Raw genomic sequence first — 16,967 nt, forward strand, 5'->3', positions numbered from 1 at the left:
GCCCCAACTCAACATACAATTTAAGTTTTTAGCCTATTCTTTAATACATTTTATCGAAGAACGTGACGAGTCCATAAAGTTAAAGCAACACATTTTGTCAAAAAGTAAACGAAAATATTATAGTTTATTCATTCATGAAATATTGCTATGTAAATCTCAAGAAGAAGCTATGAACATTATTAATGAAGCAAAACAATACCGTATAGAACTTGGAGAAATATGGGCTAGTAGATATGATTCGATGTGGAGGATAAAAAACGACCAAAAGGCATGGAAACAGGGTATAGAACATGACCAAGCTGAGCTCTTTCCTGAAATGTATGAAGAGTTTTGTGAAATGAAAGTTAAGTATTTTGAAAATTTGTCTTTAGAACAATTAAAACAGAATATCTTAAATGGACAAACAAATGAAGTAGACAGTCGTAAGGTAGGAAAAGTATCAGTTTTTCCTAGAAGTGTGTATATTAAAGAATTTGCAAAAAGAATGTCAAAAGGTATTTGCCAGTTATGTGAAGAAAAAGCTCCTTTTATGGACAAAAAAGGAAACCCGTTTTTAGAAGTGCATCATATTCATTATTTATCTCAAGGTGGTACAGATACTATAGATAATGTCGTTGCTGTATGCCCTAACTGCCATAGGAAAATTCATCAGCTCGAGTTAGAAGAAGACTTGAAGAAAATTAAAGAAAAAGCATTGGTAAATATAAATATATAGTTTAAAAGTTATCTTCGGAGAGAAAGTTTTTTGAGATTAGAAGAAATAAGGAAGCGTAATGAAGAAATCAAAACAGAAAAATTAATTTGGCAAGAGTTACGTTCCTTAAGAGACAAAACAAATATTTATATTCTAATGAAATAAATCATTTATTTCATGCAAGGTACTTGGAGTTACGAGAACATAAATTGAAAAATCAATAAGTGCTATTAGCTAAGGAAGGACATTAAACAGACAATTATTTAATGTCCTTCTTTGTTTAAGCAACGTGAAAAAATTAACTTAAAGTGCTTTTAATTTTCAAAAGGACGGTACTGCTTTCSTAACTTAACGAGTTCTTTTTTCTTCTCAATTACATCACCTTTCCAGAATAAGCTTACACACCCTAATTTTTTAGCTGGAGTAATCTTACCGTCTTTAATCATTTTGCTTAATCTTGCCCTTGAAATTTCTAGAAGCTCAATAGCTTCTGGTGTAGTTAATACCTCGTCTTGAATAAATTGTCTTTTTTCTTTATTTTTTAACAGAAGGGAAACACCAGAAATACTCTCATCATTTTTTATTGGTACTTCTAATTCAAATTCTTGATTAGACTCATCATTAGAAGTTTTAATCTCCATAGTTTCGTGATTTTTTTCCCAACTATTAATAAATTTTTTATAAACCCTTTTCATCGCTTCAGGATTCAAATGAGTGTAAACCCACAATTCGTCTTTAACGTGAATATTTTTCTTTTTACCTCCGTTTTTAGCAACAAAGTACTCCCTGTCCAAAGTACGGATTTCAGCAAGTTTGATTGTATCAATCGTTTTTTGAAGGTCCTTTTTCATGAAGTATGTCCAGAAGTTGCGGAAGATTTGTGCATGTGATTTTTCCTGCCATTTGATTGTTTCTCCGTTTATGGTCATTTCAAATTCATGTGTTTTTTTCATTTTTCTTCCTCCCATTATGTAGCTCATTAGATATTGCTTTATACAAGTAATCTCTCAATTTCTTCACTAGCCAATCGGTCATATATTCTTAGTGGTTCGATTAAGAAGTGAGCATTTTTTTCATATATTACTTCTGCTAATAATGGAATATCTGCGAGCAAGTCAACTTCTTTATCGTAAATTAAGTAATCTAAAGTTCTCATAAAAAATACTTCTCTAAATTCTGCTGAATTATAGTTATCCAATAGCATTTCTACAGCACTTTCTATTAAAACTTTCCTCACGTTATTACCCCCACTTTTTATATATTTATTTAATTGTATAATAGAAAAAATTTGCCGCCTAGAAATTTTTTATCTGTTATTTAATGAAGAAAAATAATTTCAAAAAAGATATAGATGTTAACCTGACATGGGCAAAAAAGATAATACAATAGTTGTGTATTTGTGAAATACAATTCTTAAAAACTTATATATATTAATTGCAATAAACGTCATCAGAAATAAATTTTATATATAGAATTTCATTCTAAAACCGTTTGTTGCAGAAGGAGAAAATTATGAAAAAACAATATAATTACATTACTGAAACTCTAACCAAAGCAGATGTAAAATTTATGCTTGACTATAAAGAAGGCATTACATTAATCGTTTCACCCACAGGAACAGGCAAATCAACTTTCATTATTAACGATATAATCAAACCGCATTTTGAATCAGAAAATCATGGATTCGGTGAAGGAAAATATCTACCATTTGCAAAAAAGAAAATACTCGTAATGGCAAACCGAACAGCAGTTGTTCTGAAGTTCAATGATGATGTGGAACAGGCCTGTGATGACATGGGTATTTTTAAAGCAAATGGCGTAAACGTAGCGAGTTATCAAAAAGTATCCGATAAGGATATGTTAAAACTGATTGATGAAGCAGAAATTGTACTTTGTGATGAAACACATTACTTTGTAAGTGACGCATGGAACGGAACAACACATATTGTTATGAATAAGCTCCTTGAAGCAGTTGAAAGCAAACCAGTTATTATGTTCACTGCAACACCTCAATTAGTTGTTAAATATTTCAATTATAAAGGTGTAAATTATAAGGAACTTGATTATTCGGAAGAACTGGGATTTGAAAGTAGAATGGATTTTGTTTGCACAAACAGAGACCTTGAACAAATTATTAAGAATATACCAATCAATGAAAAATGGATGGCATTTGCTGATGATATGAAATCTAGAAATAGCCTAAAAAAGTGGAAAGAGAAATTAGAGAAAAAAGGATATTCTGTTGAATATTATCACTCTATTTGGGTGAAAGAAGCAGACGGTAAATTTAAGGGAAAGAAAAATCCTGATATGACTCGCAAAGTTTCAGCTTTAGTTGTTAATAAAAAATTCGACACTCAAGGAGTCATTGCAAACAAAGCGATTGATAATGGTATTGATATCAAAGACAAGGATTTAAAACATATCATATTATTAAATCAATATGACCATGTACAAATCAAACAAATGGTTGGTCGCAAACGTTTCGATATTCATGATGAAAATGACCGTCTAACAGTATGGGTGTCTACCGAAGGCAATTCTGTATTGGAAAGACAGTATGAACGATTGATGGAACAAGTGAAGTTGTTTAATGAATTTGCGGATTATCGTTTCAAACAATACGGTAATACGGAAGCATTCATAGTCAATTCACCAATGGTTAAAGGAATGTCTGAAGCTAAAATTAAACAGTTTATTAATGATACTTTTATGAGCTCTTTCTTAGCAATGGACGAGCACGAGGAACGTATGGATAAAGTGAAATTAACTACAGAAGCGATTAAAAATGATGATTTTGCAGGGTTAGTACGTTATCAACTTAATTATATTTCGCCCTTGATTCGTAAAGTGGGAATAGATGTAGAGGATGGCAACGGTTCGTTTAAAACAATCATTAAAAATAACACTGTAAGAAACTATCAAATATTGGTTAAAAAGTTGTTTGGTCGTCATTCTACTATAAAGTGGCGCAGTAAAGAGGAAGCAAAAAGTGAAATAGAATTAGAGTTGGAACAACGTGTTAACGAGGAACTGGTTCCTTACTTACAAGCATATGAAGGTATTAAATTATATGACGGTGAAAAGCGTAAGTTTCAAAGTGAACTCAGTTATTATTTCGGAGCGTCTAAACGAAGTAACAGATTAGCAAACTTAACTACAATTAAAGGTTTTGTAAGAACATATGGTTTCCTAGTTGATGATAAACGCAAAGTGATTAATCATAAACAACGAACAGTTTGGACTGTGACTAAAGCATAACTAAATACCTGCAATAAACGGTTTCAGGTTGAGTTTTCTTATAAGAAAACTGGTTCTGACTCCGTTTTTTGCAATTAAAAACAACATTACATCGAACGTACGAAGTAAGTGAGATAAGAAGCAAGCTTGCCTTGCGATAATGAATTATATTGGTCTGCTTGCGCAGTCTTATCATCCTCACTTTGTTCGGCTGATGCAATGTTTTTTGTGTTGTATATTAACTTACAGAATCTGTTCCAAATACTACAATTATGCTACAAATTGTGAAATCTAGTTAACTTTCTATCGTTTAGCATATAGATACTATATAGCTACTAAATCGTACTAAAAAAGAAAGGAGAACATCATGAATAATAAAAATACTAAACAAGTGCATTTATATCCTGATTCATGGGTGTATGAACAGCTCGAAAAGGAAGCTAAACAATTGGGATTAAAACGAGTTGCACCTTATATCACAATGCTACTCACGCAACATGCTAGTAAAAGTAAATCAAGTTAAATCAAACGGAGGTATTATCCTATGACCATAAAACAACAGTTAATAGACCAAGCTAACGAATTAGTGAATGCTTTAAGTAAACGTATGGTTACCGATGAGGAAGCTGTTCATTATGGCTTCAAGTTAGCATTGGAGCAGGTCACACAATATCCTGAATTAATACGACCAACATTATATCAAACGATGAAAACAGTTAAAAAGAAATGTAGACATTTGATTAACACAGGCGAATACAAACAGATTAACGCTGTTAGTTTAGCTACCAATCATGTATATGAAATCATACGCAATCAATCAATTAAAAGGTTGAGTCAAAGTATTTAATTATATCATTAATATTCAATTAAAATAGTTAGCTAACTGATAAATGAAATATAAAATACATGCGGATAAATGGAATGAAATTTAATTTAATCCCCCTCCCAGCCCTCATTTTTAAAAACGGTCTAGGAGATTTTAGGATACAGTGGTGTCAAAATTTCTCGGCACATCCGTTTATCCAGCTTTTTAAAATCAATAGGTGATGAAATGACTCAAAAAATACTCAAGAAATGCAATAAATGCTTACAAAAATATGAATATGGCAAAAGTTGCTCATGTTTAAGTCAACATAATCGCAAAATGTTAAAAATTAAAGGTAAGGAAGACAACTTCTATTCAAGCCCAGTATGGCGAAAGTTACGTTTACAAATAATTGTCCGAGACTTTAAATGTTGTCGGCGTTGTGCAGCAATGAAAAATAATTTGATAACTATATCAGATACAGAAGACCTTGAGGTACATCATATAAAACCACGTAGTAAATACCCAGAATTGGAATTAGAACCTACTAACCTTGTGACCATTTGTAAGGTTTGTAACTTACAGCTGGGAACAAAAACTACGTTAGATTTTGAATTTGAAGCAAAACCATTACCAGGACCATGCTTATAACGGAGGTAATTTAAAATGGGAAGACATAATAAATCAGCAAGCCAATTGCAAGGAAATCATAAATCACAAGCTGAGAAAAAGCGTTTAGTTAAATTTGAACAAGAAACAGTCGGAGCTTCAGACCGTTTGGAACAAGGTCTTGAAGGTTTGTATGAACATGAAGTAAATCAGTTAAATAATGAAAATGCTCAAATGAATTATCACATTTTAGCAAAGGAAGCTCACCAATCTTCCGCAATCGGAAACATTCATATTTCCGATTTAATTGATTTAGCTAACGAAATGTCATTGTTAAAGGAATACGAGGAAGACATCAAAACTTACAAAAGGATTATATTTGTAGGCGAAAAACCAGTTCCTAATCCAGCTATAAAAATRCGACAGGATTCATTGAAAACCATCGGAGTTATAAAATCACGTCTTGGCCTTGGTGCAGTGGACATTGTTACTTTGGCACGACAAAAAGCTGAAATGAATGAAACGGACGGTTTAACAAACCTATTTACTAAAAACATAGCAGGTAAAGCATTTGGGGAGGAAACAACAAATGAAGTATAAAATCAATGAAGCTGTTTTCAAAGGAATGAGTTTTCCTTCCGATATTGAACGTGAGCAATTCCAAAATGAATATAAGGATTTAATTGATGAAATCGGTCATGGGATGGACAAACCTATGGTCGATTTTTTATTTACATCGTATGTTTATATGCTCAAAGCAATGAAAAATGGTGATAATCGTATTGCGAATCATTCAGAATATAATAGTATTCAAAATTTTTGTCAGGAATACATGAGCAATTATGACTTAAAGGATAATACGTTATACGATATGGCTTTTGGTATAAATAATCATCATAAAGAACCATGGGACGGTTATATTTCCGATGGTCGTATGAAGCATACTGTCAAAAGCGAGAAATCGCTAAAACCACGAGTTACATCAGCTATTGATTATAACGACCTGTTAAATAGCGCTCCTATTAAATTTGCTTATGACATGGTAAACGACAAAAGCCAATGTTACTGGATACGCCTACAAGCTAGGAAGTTCATCGAGGATTTCACTGTGAATCAATTTAAGGACGATTTCCCGTATTATTTCAATGCTGATGTATTGCGTGTAATTGAAGTGTTTTTACGTCAAGTCAATTTGGCAACTGCAAAGGATGTAAACTTGATTGGCGATTCTATTGCGAATCATATTTTACCGTTTCAATACTTTATGTTAGCTAACGTGTGGGCTTGGCGAAAGAAAGATAACTTTGCAGAAAACCGAGTGAGAAAATTTATCCTTTTCATTCCAAGGAAAAATGCAAAATCATGGTTGGTATCTGCTGTAAAAATGCTCGGTCTAATTCTATTACCAAACAGTAGTGAATTATATTCAGCTTCTAACAGCTATCGTGAAGCTCAAGAAATCCGCAAGGAATTAGAAAACATCACGGACGCTTCACCTACCATTAAACGTTATTTCAAAATCAATCGTGACAGAATAGTAGCCTTACATTCCAAATCACGATTTGAAACGCTTAGTGGGAAACCTAAAGACGGTTCACTTCCTTCAATAGCAGCTATTGATGAAAACGGAAATTCCAATGCAGATAACCCAGTTGCTAACTCCTTAGTACGTGGTTTAGCTGGTTCATTTCAATTGGCGTTTTATGTGTCTACAGCTTATGAAAAATACCCAAGTGGGATGAGCATTGAAGTTGAAGTGGCTAAAAGCTGTTTAGACCCCGATAGCAATTACTCCGATGAAACGTTATTCGCTATGTTATATACAGCTCAAGAACCAAACCTTGATTGGACAAGCCATGAAGCTTTAAAAGCGACTAATCCTTTAATGTGGGAAATCAATTGTGAGACATTAATCAGCGAACAAAACGAAGCTATAGAGCAGGATATTAAACAGAACGGTTTTAAATCAAGGCGTTTAAATATTTTCCTGGCGACAAATGCTGGTACTTCCATCGCTCCTATTGAGATGCTCAAGGAATGTCATAATCCCAAAAAGGATTTTGACTGGTACGGAAGGGAATGTGTATTGTCATTTGACCTATCGAAAAGTGATGATAATACATGTGTTAGCTTAATCACAAATCATGAAGGCGAATATTATGCTAAACAATGGGTATTCGTTCCGAGTGGTCGGTTAAAACAAAAGGAAAAAATCGAAAAAATCAATTACCATGAATGGATTAACCGCAAGCAAGTGTATGTTACTGACGAAGAAAGTACAAATAGCCACATTATTAATTACAAAACGATTGAGGAATTTATTGTAAGCATTCCTCAGCATTTGGGAGTAGAAATCACTCACGTATCCTATGACCCATATAATGCTAACAACCTTGTACAAAATTTGAAAAGCTATGAAGCGTTTTATCATTCCCACTTTGAGCCAATCCTTCAAAGTCACTCTGGTCGTCACACAGGAGTTAAATTATTACGTGAAATCGTTATGCAAAATCGTTTAAACTATGACAATACCATGATTGAATATGAATGGGGAGCTGTACAAATGCGTGAAACTGACAACTTGTACATAGCTGAAAAAGTCAAAGGAGCTTTGCATAAAACCGATATGGTTTTTGCGCTGATTACTGCTTTAGTTACATGCAGTGAGCTATACGAAGTTGCTCCAAGCAAACCATTTACTGGATTTATAGTACTTAGCGAGGACGATTCATTGGATACGTCAATGGAGTTTGTAATTGATGATGTCGAGGAAACTGACACGAAAGGTGGCTATAGGGAGTATTTCTTGTAATTAAGTTGAAGCGTTCCATTTGGAGCGCTTTTTATTATTAAATCAAACGGAGGTTTTAAATCATGAAGGAATTAAACAAGCAAATTGACTATGTAACAGAAGTTATCCATTTTGTTTGTGAAAAGTACCCAAAAAATAATGAAAAACAATACAAAGGATTTATAACCGTATTAAAAAAGGCAAATCCTCATTTTACTTGCTCGGAAGAGCGCTATGTGGGGTTGAAAAAGCTATTAGCTCGGTACATGTTTGACAGAAACCTTTCGGATAGGTACGCATATGAACAAAATGTATCAGAGCTGTTGGGATTTTATATGTCTATCAGTGTCTTATAAAACTTTTATTTTATTAATGTGGAACATGGAAAGCGACAAGGAAGTTAAAAATCCTTGTCATTCCCCACCGTAACGTTTTTCTAAAAATTTCAATCTTTCATCTACCATATTAGTCCAATTATCTCCAAAAGAACCATATATGTTATTAAGTGCTAATCTTTCAAAAGTTTCGTCAAAGGAATTTTTGTTATAATCCCGTGGGTCAATTTCTTCTACTTTTAGTTCATTGCAAAGTTTTTTGAGCGATAGAGTGTGACGACAGTTGAGTACTTGAAAAAAACATTCAGCTATGTTTCTTCCATAGCGAGAATCTAATTTATTGTAAATTCTCAATATGTACATAATTTCTTTTAGGGTGTATCTATCAAATCTCCCTTCGAAATCAACTTTTTTGGCAACTTTTTCAAATTCTTTGAAAAAAGCAATGAAAAAAGTAAACTCAGCTCCGTCCCCACGGTTTAATTGCTTCAAGGTATGGGCAAGTCCTGCGCTGGCTGATTGTTTATTATCATCTGCAATTTGTTTTATTTCAAGCCAAATATTATCAAGTGCATCTTTTATTTCTTTTTTTTCCGGTGTTTTGGTTGCCTTTCCATACTCTTTTAAGTATTCATAAATATTAATGCTGAGAGGAGAGTATATATGTGAAATAGCTTCATTAATAGCTTTTTTTCCTTCTCTCTTTTTTGTAAATTGATGTGCTAACACTTGTGAAGAGATACCAGCTACAAAAGTAACCGACCCTGTAAGAGTCGCTGCGGATAACGCAGGATGTTTGTCTATCCATTGTACCAACTCTGCCCAATTCATACGTTTCAACTCCAATGTTAATATATTCAATTTTATTTATAACATATTTTCACAATAATTAGGTAAAAAGAATCATAAAAAAACTAGAAAAATTAAATAATATTACTTTAATGATTTATATTGGGAAATGGTTGCAGTGTTTCAATCATATCGTTATAATTAAATCAATAGAATGTACGAAGTGTATTGTCTCAGTGTTTGGAGGCCAATTTTAGCCCTTCCTAGATTTCCATTCCTTGACAGGGATGGGGTCGGGGGTTCGAATCCCTCATCGCTCATACCAAAGCCGTTTTCTTATTAATAGGAGAGCGGCTTTTCTCTTTTGTTTGACAAATCAATGCTACATTAAATCTTGAGCGCGTATAGAAGAATTAAAGTATAATGAAACATAGTGCATCAGGTCATGATAAAGATAATCACTAATTTAAAATAAATGAGGGTACAAAATGAATCAAAGAAGTTTTAGTCAATATGATCTTAGTGACAAGGTAGTTAAGGCGCTTTCTAGCCTGCAATACAATCATCCTACGGAAGTACAAAGCAAGGTGCTTCCCATCGCGCTAGAAGAAAGAGATGTGGTCGTGAAGTCTCAAACAGGAAGTGGAAAAACGGCTTCCTTTGGCATTCCACTGTGTGAATTAGTTAATTGGGAAGAAAATAAGCCCCAGGCCTTAGTGTTAACACCGACACGAGAGCTGGCTGCGCAGGTAAAAGAAGATATTACAAATATCGGCCGTTTTAAGCGAATTAAAGCAGCAGCTGTCTACGGAAAATCACCGTTTGCCAAGCAAAAAGTAGAATTAAAGCAAAAAACACATATTGTTGTAGGTACGCCTGGACGAGTGCTTGATCATATAGAAAAAGAAACGCTTGCATTAGAAAAAATTCGTTATTTGGTTATTGATGAAGCAGATGAAATGCTAAATATGGGTTTTATTGACCAAGTAGAAGCAATCATTCAACATCTTCCTAGTGAGCGTGTAACGATGCTTTTCTCTGCTACGCTTCCTGAAGATATTGAAGAGCTTTCTCGCAAGTATATGAAAAAGCCGGTTGATGTTGAAATCAAAGCAAATGGATTAACGACAAGTACGATTGACCATTCTGTTATATCAGTAGAAAACGAACGTAAATTTGAACTGCTGAAAGACGTAACCACAGTAGAAAACCCAGACAGCTGCATCATTTTTTGCCGCACGCAAGAGCAGGTAAATACGCTGTTAGATGATTTAGATGATCTTGGGTATCCTTGTGATAAAATTCACGGGGCAATGGTGCAAGAAGACCGTTTTGAGGTTATGAATGATTTCAAAAAAGGTAAATTCCGCTATTTAGTGGCGACAGATGTAGCTGCGAGAGGAATTGATATTGATAATATCACACACGTTATTAACTACGACCTTCCGTTAGAAAAAGAAAGCTACGTTCACCGTACAGGAAGAACGGGACGTGCCGGTAAAAAAGGGAAGGCTATCACATTTGTAACGCCTTATGAAGAGAGAATGCTATCGGAAATTGAAGAATATATCGGTTTTTCAATTCCAACATCTACTCCTCCTTCTAAAGAAGAAGTACAGCAGGCAGCATCCGCTTTTACTGAAAAAATCAATGAGCGTCCAGAAGTTAAAAAGGATAAAAGCGAGTCATTAAATAAAGACATTATGAAGCTGTATTTTAACGGAGGAAAGAAAAAGAAAATTAGAGCGGTTGATTTTGTGGGAACAATTGCGAAGTTAGACGGAGTAACCGCGGACGATATTGGAATTATTACGATCCAAGAGAATGTCTCTTATGTAGAGATTTTGAATGGAAAAGGTCCAAAAGTGTTACAAGCAATGAAAAACAAAACGATTAAAGGAAAGAAATTAAAAGTTCATAAAGCGATTAAATAGCAGAAGGAAGTCCATCTTTTTAAAGATGGGCTTTATTTATAGAGCCAATAAAGGAGTTGAGAGTATGAAGTACATAAAAGAAGCGTGTGCAGAAGGGTATGAGCAGGCAAAAAAAGCAGAAAAGCTAGGAGCAGACCGCATTGAATTATGTGACAATCTCAGTCAAGGAGGCACCACGCCAAGTTACGGCACCATTGAATATGCAAGCGAACATCTTGATACAGATATCAACGTGATTATTCGCCCAAGAAGCGGTGATTTTATATATTCCGAAGCAGAATTTCAAATTATGAAAAAAGACGTTAAAGCATGTAAAGACCTTGGAGTAAACGGAGTAGTATTTGGCATTTTGACAGAAGAAGCTGAAATCGATTACGGACGCACTAAAGAGTTAATAGCAGAAGCTCATCCTTTAAGCGTTACGTTTCATATGGCATTTGATGAGATTAAAGATAAATACAAAGCCATTGATATACTTAGTGAATTGGGAGTAGACCGTATTTTGACCAAAGGAGGGAAAGGATCTGCTTTGCAAAATCTTCATATGATCCGAGAATTGATCACATATGCTAACGACCGTATTATTATTTTGCCCGGCGGAGGAATTCATGAAAGCAACGCAGAGGCGGTTATAAAAGAAACAAAAGCAGCTGAATTACACGGAACAAAAATTGTAGGAGATTTATCTCGTTAAATAAAAAGAGGCTGGGACAAAAGCATTTTAATCCAAGTGAAAAACGAACCATTAATCAATATGTTTGATTCGTGGTTCGTTTTTTTGATGGTGAATATAGTTTCATCTGTTTTGTTCCTTCTAGCAGGTGATTGGAGGGCAAGGYGAAGACTCCTGCGGGAACAGTGAAACAGATGAGACCCCGCAGGAGTACAAGCGACGAGGAGGCTCAGCGGCCGCCCGCGGAAAGCAAAGCCTTGCATGGAAATCAACTGCGGTGTAATAAGCAGTCCAGCTCATCTATCTCATTTGTTCATCTTTAGGTTGAATTCATTTAGTTATGTCTCAACCTCTTTTATTTTGATGTATTTCCTTTTGCTGCTAAGCCGCTCGTCATTTTGGTACGCTGAAAGAAAAAAGAACCTACGACGAGTACAGCAATTAAAAGAGTTAAGAAGAACTGAGAACGTAATGAATCAATAAATGCCATGGCTATAAAAATACTAGTGATGGCAAGGATTGTAGCGTAAGTTAAGTAAGGAAATAACCACATTTTAATTTTTAATGCTTCMGGMTTTTCTTTTTCRTATTTYTTTCKCATKYKAAKCTGTGAAAAWGCAATAACWAGRTACACAAGAAGCGCTACGCCWCCYGATGCRTTYACTAAAAAYAAAAAGATTTTRTCMGGTGAAATGTAGTTAAAGATAACGCTAATGTACGAGATAACTGTACAAGCTAATATCGCGCTAACCGGCACGCCTTTTTTATTTAATTTTGAAAAACTTTTTGGTGCATCGTCGTTTTGAGACATGGAAAACAGCATGCGAGAACTTGTATACAGACCAGAATTCAGACAGGAAAGAACGGCTGTTAAAATAATAAAGTTCATAATTTGAGCTGCGGCCGGTACATTCACTAATTCAAGAATAGATACAAATGGGCTTTTCATTAGACTTGATGAATTCCAAGGAAGAACCGTTACTAAAATAAAAATAGAGCCTAAATAGAAAAACAAAATGCGATAAATAACGGTATTGGTCGCGATGGTAATGGCTTTTTCAGGCTGAGACGATTCACCTGCTGCGGTTGCGACAATTTCTGTTCCCATAAAAGAGAACATGACAAGAGCAATGCCTAAAAACACAGAGCTAATTCCATTTGGTAAAAATCCGCCTTTGTGCAAAAGGTTGGAAGTGCCGGGAGAATCAATGCCTGGAATGAATCCACAAATAATAGCTATACCTAAAAGTAAAAAAAGAACGATACTGACGACTTTAATGAGGGAAAACCAATATTCAAATTCTCCGAAAGATTTAACAGAGYACAGATTGGTCATCGTTAATAAAAAAGTAAGAGCCAGGCTTACTCCCCAAGACGGCAAAGACGGGAACCAGTATTGAATAATATTTGCACCTGCAATGGCTTCAACAGCAATAACGATAACCCAGAAAAACCAGTAAAGCCAGCCAATCGTGTAGCCGGCCCAAGGGCCTAATGCTTCTTTTGCATAAGTAGAAAAAGAACCGCTGGAAGGATTGGCAGTAGACATTTCGCCAAGCATTCGCATGACTAAAATAACGAGCAAACCAGCAAATGCGTACGAAAAAATAGATCCCGGTCCAGCGGTGTTAATGAGTGATCCGCTTCCGATAAATAATCCAGCACCGATAATTCCTCCAAGAGAAATCATGGTGATATGCCGGATCTTTAACTCTTTTTTTAACTGTGGCTGTGGATGGCTGTTCATTTGTAACCTCCTATATAAACTGAATTTTTAGTTAATATGGAGAATTATAGTATGTTGTAAGACGTATGGATAGGATGTTGTTAGAGGTTCTTTCATACAAAAAGCGGATATGAATTGTTGCATTCATATCCGGCTTACTCTGACACAGATATTCATTATGCGTATAAAGTATCTGATTAKCGTCTTTTTCCTTTTTATAATAAGCAATGTAGCTGAAAATAAACTGAATGATTGTTTCAAATAATTTAATCAAAAGAGGTATACATTCTATTAAAGGATAATGTGGAGTGATATTCAAACTCTCTGCAAAGCTCTAAATGCGGGTTTTCCTTTCTGAAAACGGGTATATATAGTAGTAAGAAGTTTATTCTTTTGTTAAGTATAAAAGAAAGATGTGTGATAGAAACAGGAGGTTATAAATAATGAAACATGTTGAAGTAGTAGAAAAAGGAGCAAACATTAACGAAGCAGTTAATCAATTTGCAGACAAAGGTTTTGAGAAAGATGAAGTATACGTGTTTACGTATGACAAGGAAAATTCTAAAAATTTAACAGAAGTAACGGACACAAATATTATTCGACTGTCTGAAGAAGGTCCTTTACATTCAGCAGCGAGTTTATTTTTAACCAGAGAAGATGAGCTTCGAACAAAAATGGCTTCACTAGGCTTATCAAAAGACGAAACAAAAAAATATGAAGAAGAGTTAAAGAAAGGCAGTGCGATTGTAGTGGCTGCTACAGGAGAAAGAAAAGACGTTTAATTTTAATAGAGGCTATGAAAAAAGTAGTTTAGTTAAAGAAAGATCCGAACGCGTTTGATTCTTGATAGAGAATCAAACGCGTTCGGATTTTTTTGTGGGGACGGTATAACAAGTGATCTATACGAGCTTCTTTATCCCATTTGTTCGTCTTTAGATTTAATTGATTTCGTTATGTCTCACACTTTTTTTGTTTTTTTCAATATATGATTGATAAAACTAATGGTATTAGTTAAAATTAAAACTAATACCATTAGTTTTAATTTTGATAATAGGGGATGAGGAAATGAGAATAGTTCGGGAGAAAATGTTGTATCAACTGACGTTTTTGCCTCGCTTTTTTCCAGTGAATTGTTATTTAGTCGAAGAGAAAGACAGTCTTACATTAATTGATGCAGCTCTTCCATACAGCGCGTCGGGTATTTTGAAAGCTGCAGATCAAATTGGAAAACCGATTACTCGAATTGTTTTTACACATACTCATGAAGATCACATCGGAGCGATTGATCATTTGAAAAAAAGGTTACCGAATGCTTCTGTTTATATGTCGCAAAGAGATTATCGATTATTTTCAGGAGATTTCACACTCGATTCTGAAGAACCTCAAAACCCAATCCGTGGAGGAATACCAAAACTAGGAAAGGTTTCAACTAAAATTGATCATTTCATCGAAGAAGATTTTTATATAGGCTCACTTGCTCCTATTTTTACACCTGGACATACACCTGGATCTATGTCTTTTTTAGACCAGAGAACGAACGCATTAATTGCCGGAGATTCGTTCCAAGTGCGAGGAGGAATTGCAGTATCAGGTCAGTTAAAACCGCTGTTTCCGTTTCCTGCCTTTGGAACGTGGAGCAAAGAGCTAGCGCTTAAAAGTGCAGAAAAGCTACATGAGCTAAACCCGTCACTTCTTGCTGTTGGACACGGAAAAATTCTTTCTCAGCCGCTAAAATTGATGGGGAAAGCAATACAACAAGCGAAAGTGAAAATAGAAAAAAGGAGATGAAGGGATGTCGCCACGACAAGGACTAGATTTCAAAAAGGTTATTCAAACAGGTGAAAATTTGGCCAATCGTGAAGGGTTTTATGCTGTTACAATTGCTTCATTAGCCAAAGAATTAAATGTTCGTCCACCGTCTTTATATAACCATATAAAAGGATTAGAAGAGCTGCGCAAAGAACTGGCTTTAAGTGGACTGCAGCAGCTATATCATCTTTTAAAAAGTACTGTCGAACATGCTTCCGCAGAAGACGCTGTTTATCATCTAAGTAAAGCGTACGTTTCATTTGTAAGGAAGTCTCCGGGAATATACGAAGCAACGGCAACGGTAGCACCAAGGATAAAGGATGAAGAAGTACAAAAAGCATCTGATAACATTTTGTTTTTAGTGCTGGATGTGTTGAAACCGTATCAGCTTCCGGAAAATGAAGCCCTTCATGCTGTTAGAAGTCTTCGCAGCATTTTACATGGGTTTTCTTCTTTGGAGCATAAAGGGGGATTTGGAATGTCATTAAGCACTGATGAGACTCTAGACTTTTTAATCCGTACGTTTGCATTGGGCCTACACCGGTATAAACAGACCACATAAATTTCATTAAAGCCACTAAGCCTAATGCTTTAGTTGAAATTGAAAAAAAAGAGAAAGAATGATAGATTACAAATAAAGACATTTATTCCTATTGTTTTAGGGTTGTTACTGATGAAGCAGGCAAAACCTAAGCTGCAAGGACAGAAAAAGATAGTTTCTGTTTGTTGCTGTTTAGGTATTTTTTGTTTTTGTTTAAAATAACCAGCCCTTTTTCATTTGTTTTATAAGGGAGAAATCTTCTGAGAATGGAGAGAAGCAAACATGCTTAATTCAAGAATGATCGTCATATTAAGAGAACTAATGTCCGTACAGTCTACATTATCAACCGTTACGAGTGAATATTTAGCAACAGTAAATCAAGTATCTTCTCGAACTATTCGAACGGATATAAAACAGCTAGATGACATTTTGTCTCAGTACGGAGCTAAAATTAAATCAGCTCGTGGGACAGGATATGAACTTAGCGTTTTAGATGAAAAACAGTTCCATCACCTATTAAAAGAACTTTCGGCTAATCAATTATTTGATGCAACTTCTATTCCAACCGTTCCTGATGACCGCGTGCATTATTTAATCAAAAGATTGCTGCTAGCAGACGAATATTTGAAGCTCGAAGATTTAGCAGACGAGTTGTATATTAGCAAGTCAACGGTTCAAAACGATTTAAGAGATGTTAAAAAACAGCTGTGTAAGTATGATATTCTTTTAGAAAAACGTCCTAACTATGGCTTGAAAGCTAAAGGGGACGAAATGAAAATGAGATTCTGTATGTCTGAGTACATATTCAACCGAAAAGATAAAGAAATAGATATGGTATACAATAAAATATCTATTCTGCCCCAAGAATCAATCTTAACGATTAAAGCCCACATTTTAAATCAAATAAAACGATACAATATTATGGTTTCAGACATTGGATTAAATAATTTAATCATTCATTTAGCTATAGCTTGTAAGCGAATACAAGAAGAAAATTTTATTTCTTTGTATTCAGAAGATC

The 16,967-nt window shown here is 34.7% G+C and carries 19 protein-coding genes; 15 read left to right on the top strand and 4 right to left on the bottom strand.

Features of this window, described 5'->3' with window-relative positions:
* Window positions 1–715 (top strand): HNH endonuclease (locus tag AC1DRF_RS07715; protein WP_477740535.1); only part of this gene is annotated, 715 nt, incomplete at its 5' end.
* A gap of 293 nt (window positions 716–1,008) precedes the next feature.
* Here the strand turns inward: AC1DRF_RS07715 and AC1DRF_RS07720 are convergent.
* Both AC1DRF_RS07720 and AC1DRF_RS07725 read right to left on the bottom strand, forming a co-directional pair.
* Complete coding sequence (locus AC1DRF_RS07720; RefSeq protein WP_477740546.1) at window positions 1,009–1,242, bottom strand: helix-turn-helix transcriptional regulator; 234 nt, start codon at window positions 1,240–1,242, stop codon at window positions 1,009–1,011.
* A gap of 443 nt (window positions 1,243–1,685) precedes the next feature.
* On the bottom strand, window positions 1,686–1,931 hold the full coding sequence (locus AC1DRF_RS07725; protein WP_477740536.1) for a hypothetical protein: 246 nt from the start codon (window positions 1,929–1,931) through the stop codon (window positions 1,686–1,688).
* A 275-nt stretch (window positions 1,932–2,206) separates the two neighbouring features.
* On the opposite strand from AC1DRF_RS07725, the gene AC1DRF_RS07730 reads away from it, so the two are divergent.
* The 7 genes from AC1DRF_RS07730 to AC1DRF_RS07760 all read left to right on the top strand — a co-directional run bounded on the left by AC1DRF_RS07730 (window position 2,207) and on the right by AC1DRF_RS07760 (window position 8,495).
* Window positions 2,207–3,955 (top strand): DEAD/DEAH box helicase family protein, encoded by a 1,749-nt coding sequence (locus tag AC1DRF_RS07730; protein ID WP_477740537.1) that lies wholly within the window; start codon window positions 2,207–2,209, stop codon window positions 3,953–3,955.
* Between the two features lie 346 nt (window positions 3,956–4,301).
* Window positions 4,302–4,457, top strand: coding sequence for a hypothetical protein (locus AC1DRF_RS07735; protein ID WP_353749381.1), 156 nt, complete (start codon window positions 4,302–4,304; stop codon window positions 4,455–4,457).
* Between the two features lie 21 nt (window positions 4,458–4,478).
* A complete protein-coding gene (locus AC1DRF_RS07740; RefSeq protein ID WP_353749380.1) occupies window positions 4,479–4,781 on the top strand; it encodes a hypothetical protein in 303 nt (100 codons plus the stop codon).
* A gap of 297 nt (window positions 4,782–5,078) precedes the next feature.
* Window positions 5,079–5,390 carry an HNH endonuclease gene (locus tag AC1DRF_RS07745; protein WP_477740538.1) on the top strand — a complete coding sequence of 104 codons (312 nt, stop codon included), beginning with the start codon at window positions 5,079–5,081 and terminating at the stop codon, window positions 5,388–5,390.
* 15 nt (window positions 5,391–5,405) lie between these two features.
* Complete coding sequence (locus tag AC1DRF_RS07750; protein ID WP_477740539.1) at window positions 5,406–5,948, top strand: hypothetical protein; 543 nt, start codon at window positions 5,406–5,408, stop codon at window positions 5,946–5,948.
* The gene (locus AC1DRF_RS07755; protein ID WP_477740540.1) at window positions 5,938–8,160 is read left to right on the top strand and encodes a terminase TerL endonuclease subunit; all 2,223 of its coding nucleotides are present in this window, start codon (window positions 5,938–5,940) and stop codon (window positions 8,158–8,160) included. The genes AC1DRF_RS07750 and AC1DRF_RS07755 overlap by 11 nt, the downstream gene beginning before the upstream one ends.
* A 62-nt stretch (window positions 8,161–8,222) precedes the next feature.
* On the top strand, window positions 8,223–8,495 hold the full coding sequence (locus tag AC1DRF_RS07760) for a hypothetical protein (RefSeq protein ID WP_353749376.1): 273 nt from the start codon (window positions 8,223–8,225) through the stop codon (window positions 8,493–8,495).
* Between the two features lie 57 nt (window positions 8,496–8,552).
* Here AC1DRF_RS07760 and AC1DRF_RS07765 read toward each other — a convergent pair whose 3' ends face one another.
* Window positions 8,553–9,305 carry a hypothetical protein gene (locus AC1DRF_RS07765; protein ID WP_477740541.1) on the bottom strand — a complete coding sequence of 251 codons (753 nt, stop codon included), beginning with the start codon at window positions 9,303–9,305 and terminating at the stop codon, window positions 8,553–8,555.
* 446 nt (window positions 9,306–9,751) lie between these two features.
* Between AC1DRF_RS07765 and AC1DRF_RS07770 the strand changes: the two genes are divergently transcribed.
* The 3 genes from AC1DRF_RS07770 (at window position 9,752) to AC1DRF_RS07780 (ending at window position 12,153) form a co-directional block, all read left to right on the top strand.
* The gene (locus tag AC1DRF_RS07770; protein ID WP_427075696.1) at window positions 9,752–11,197 is read left to right on the top strand and encodes a DEAD/DEAH box helicase; all 1,446 of its coding nucleotides are present in this window, start codon (window positions 9,752–9,754) and stop codon (window positions 11,195–11,197) included.
* A gap of 64 nt (window positions 11,198–11,261) precedes the next feature.
* A complete protein-coding gene (locus AC1DRF_RS07775) occupies window positions 11,262–11,891 on the top strand; it encodes a copper homeostasis protein CutC (RefSeq protein WP_477740542.1) in 630 nt (209 codons plus the stop codon).
* 127 nt (window positions 11,892–12,018) lie between these two features.
* On the top strand, window positions 12,019–12,153 hold the full coding sequence (locus tag AC1DRF_RS07780) for a hypothetical protein (protein ID WP_477740543.1): 135 nt from the start codon (window positions 12,019–12,021) through the stop codon (window positions 12,151–12,153).
* A gap of 72 nt (window positions 12,154–12,225) precedes the next feature.
* Here the strand turns inward: AC1DRF_RS07780 and AC1DRF_RS07785 are convergent, their stop codons facing one another.
* Window positions 12,226–13,617: an amino acid permease gene (locus tag AC1DRF_RS07785; RefSeq protein ID WP_477740544.1), complete on the bottom strand. Its 1,392-nt coding sequence runs from the start codon at window positions 13,615–13,617 to the stop codon at window positions 12,226–12,228.
* 422 nt (window positions 13,618–14,039) lie between these two features.
* On the opposite strand from AC1DRF_RS07785, the gene AC1DRF_RS07790 reads away from it, so the two are divergent.
* From AC1DRF_RS07790 to AC1DRF_RS07805, 4 genes are all read left to right on the top strand, one after another.
* The gene (locus AC1DRF_RS07790; protein ID WP_013081802.1) at window positions 14,040–14,378 is read left to right on the top strand and encodes a YflT domain-containing protein; all 339 of its coding nucleotides are present in this window, start codon (window positions 14,040–14,042) and stop codon (window positions 14,376–14,378) included.
* Between the two features lie 283 nt (window positions 14,379–14,661).
* Complete coding sequence (locus AC1DRF_RS07795) at window positions 14,662–15,384, top strand: MBL fold metallo-hydrolase (protein ID WP_230183588.1); 723 nt, start codon at window positions 14,662–14,664, stop codon at window positions 15,382–15,384.
* Between the two features lie 4 nt (window positions 15,385–15,388).
* Window positions 15,389–15,967, top strand: coding sequence for a TetR/AcrR family transcriptional regulator (locus tag AC1DRF_RS07800; protein WP_043980404.1), 579 nt, complete (start codon window positions 15,389–15,391; stop codon window positions 15,965–15,967).
* A 261-nt stretch (window positions 15,968–16,228) separates the two neighbouring features.
* Window positions 16,229–16,967: BglG family transcription antiterminator (locus tag AC1DRF_RS07805; RefSeq protein ID WP_477740545.1), on the top strand; the 739-nt coding region annotated here is incomplete at its 3' end.

The organism is Priestia sp. P5_B4, from assembly GCF_056400385.1.

Coding starts and splice junctions, on each gene's coding strand:
- AC1DRF_RS07730 (WP_477740537.1), top strand. CDS start 2,207: ATGAAAAAACAATATAATTACATTACTGAAACTCTAACCAAAGCAGAT.
- AC1DRF_RS07735 (WP_353749381.1), top strand. CDS start 4,302: ATGAATAATAAAAATACTAAACAAGTGCATTTATATCCTGATTCATGG.
- AC1DRF_RS07740 (WP_353749380.1), top strand. CDS start 4,479: ATGACCATAAAACAACAGTTAATAGACCAAGCTAACGAATTAGTGAAT.
- AC1DRF_RS07745 (WP_477740538.1), top strand. CDS start 5,079: ATGTTAAAAATTAAAGGTAAGGAAGACAACTTCTATTCAAGCCCAGTA.
- AC1DRF_RS07755 (WP_477740540.1), top strand. CDS start 5,938: ATGAAGTATAAAATCAATGAAGCTGTTTTCAAAGGAATGAGTTTTCCT.
- AC1DRF_RS07760 (WP_353749376.1), top strand. CDS start 8,223: ATGAAGGAATTAAACAAGCAAATTGACTATGTAACAGAAGTTATCCAT.
- AC1DRF_RS07765 (WP_477740541.1), bottom strand. CDS start 9,305: ATGAATTGGGCAGAGTTGGTACAATGGATAGACAAACATCCTGCGTTA.
- AC1DRF_RS07770 (WP_427075696.1), top strand. CDS start 9,752: ATGAATCAAAGAAGTTTTAGTCAATATGATCTTAGTGACAAGGTAGTT.
- AC1DRF_RS07775 (WP_477740542.1), top strand. CDS start 11,262: ATGAAGTACATAAAAGAAGCGTGTGCAGAAGGGTATGAGCAGGCAAAA.
- AC1DRF_RS07790 (WP_013081802.1), top strand. CDS start 14,040: ATGAAACATGTTGAAGTAGTAGAAAAAGGAGCAAACATTAACGAAGCA.
- AC1DRF_RS07795 (WP_230183588.1), top strand. CDS start 14,662: ATGAGAATAGTTCGGGAGAAAATGTTGTATCAACTGACGTTTTTGCCT.
- AC1DRF_RS07800 (WP_043980404.1), top strand. CDS start 15,389: ATGTCGCCACGACAAGGACTAGATTTCAAAAAGGTTATTCAAACAGGT.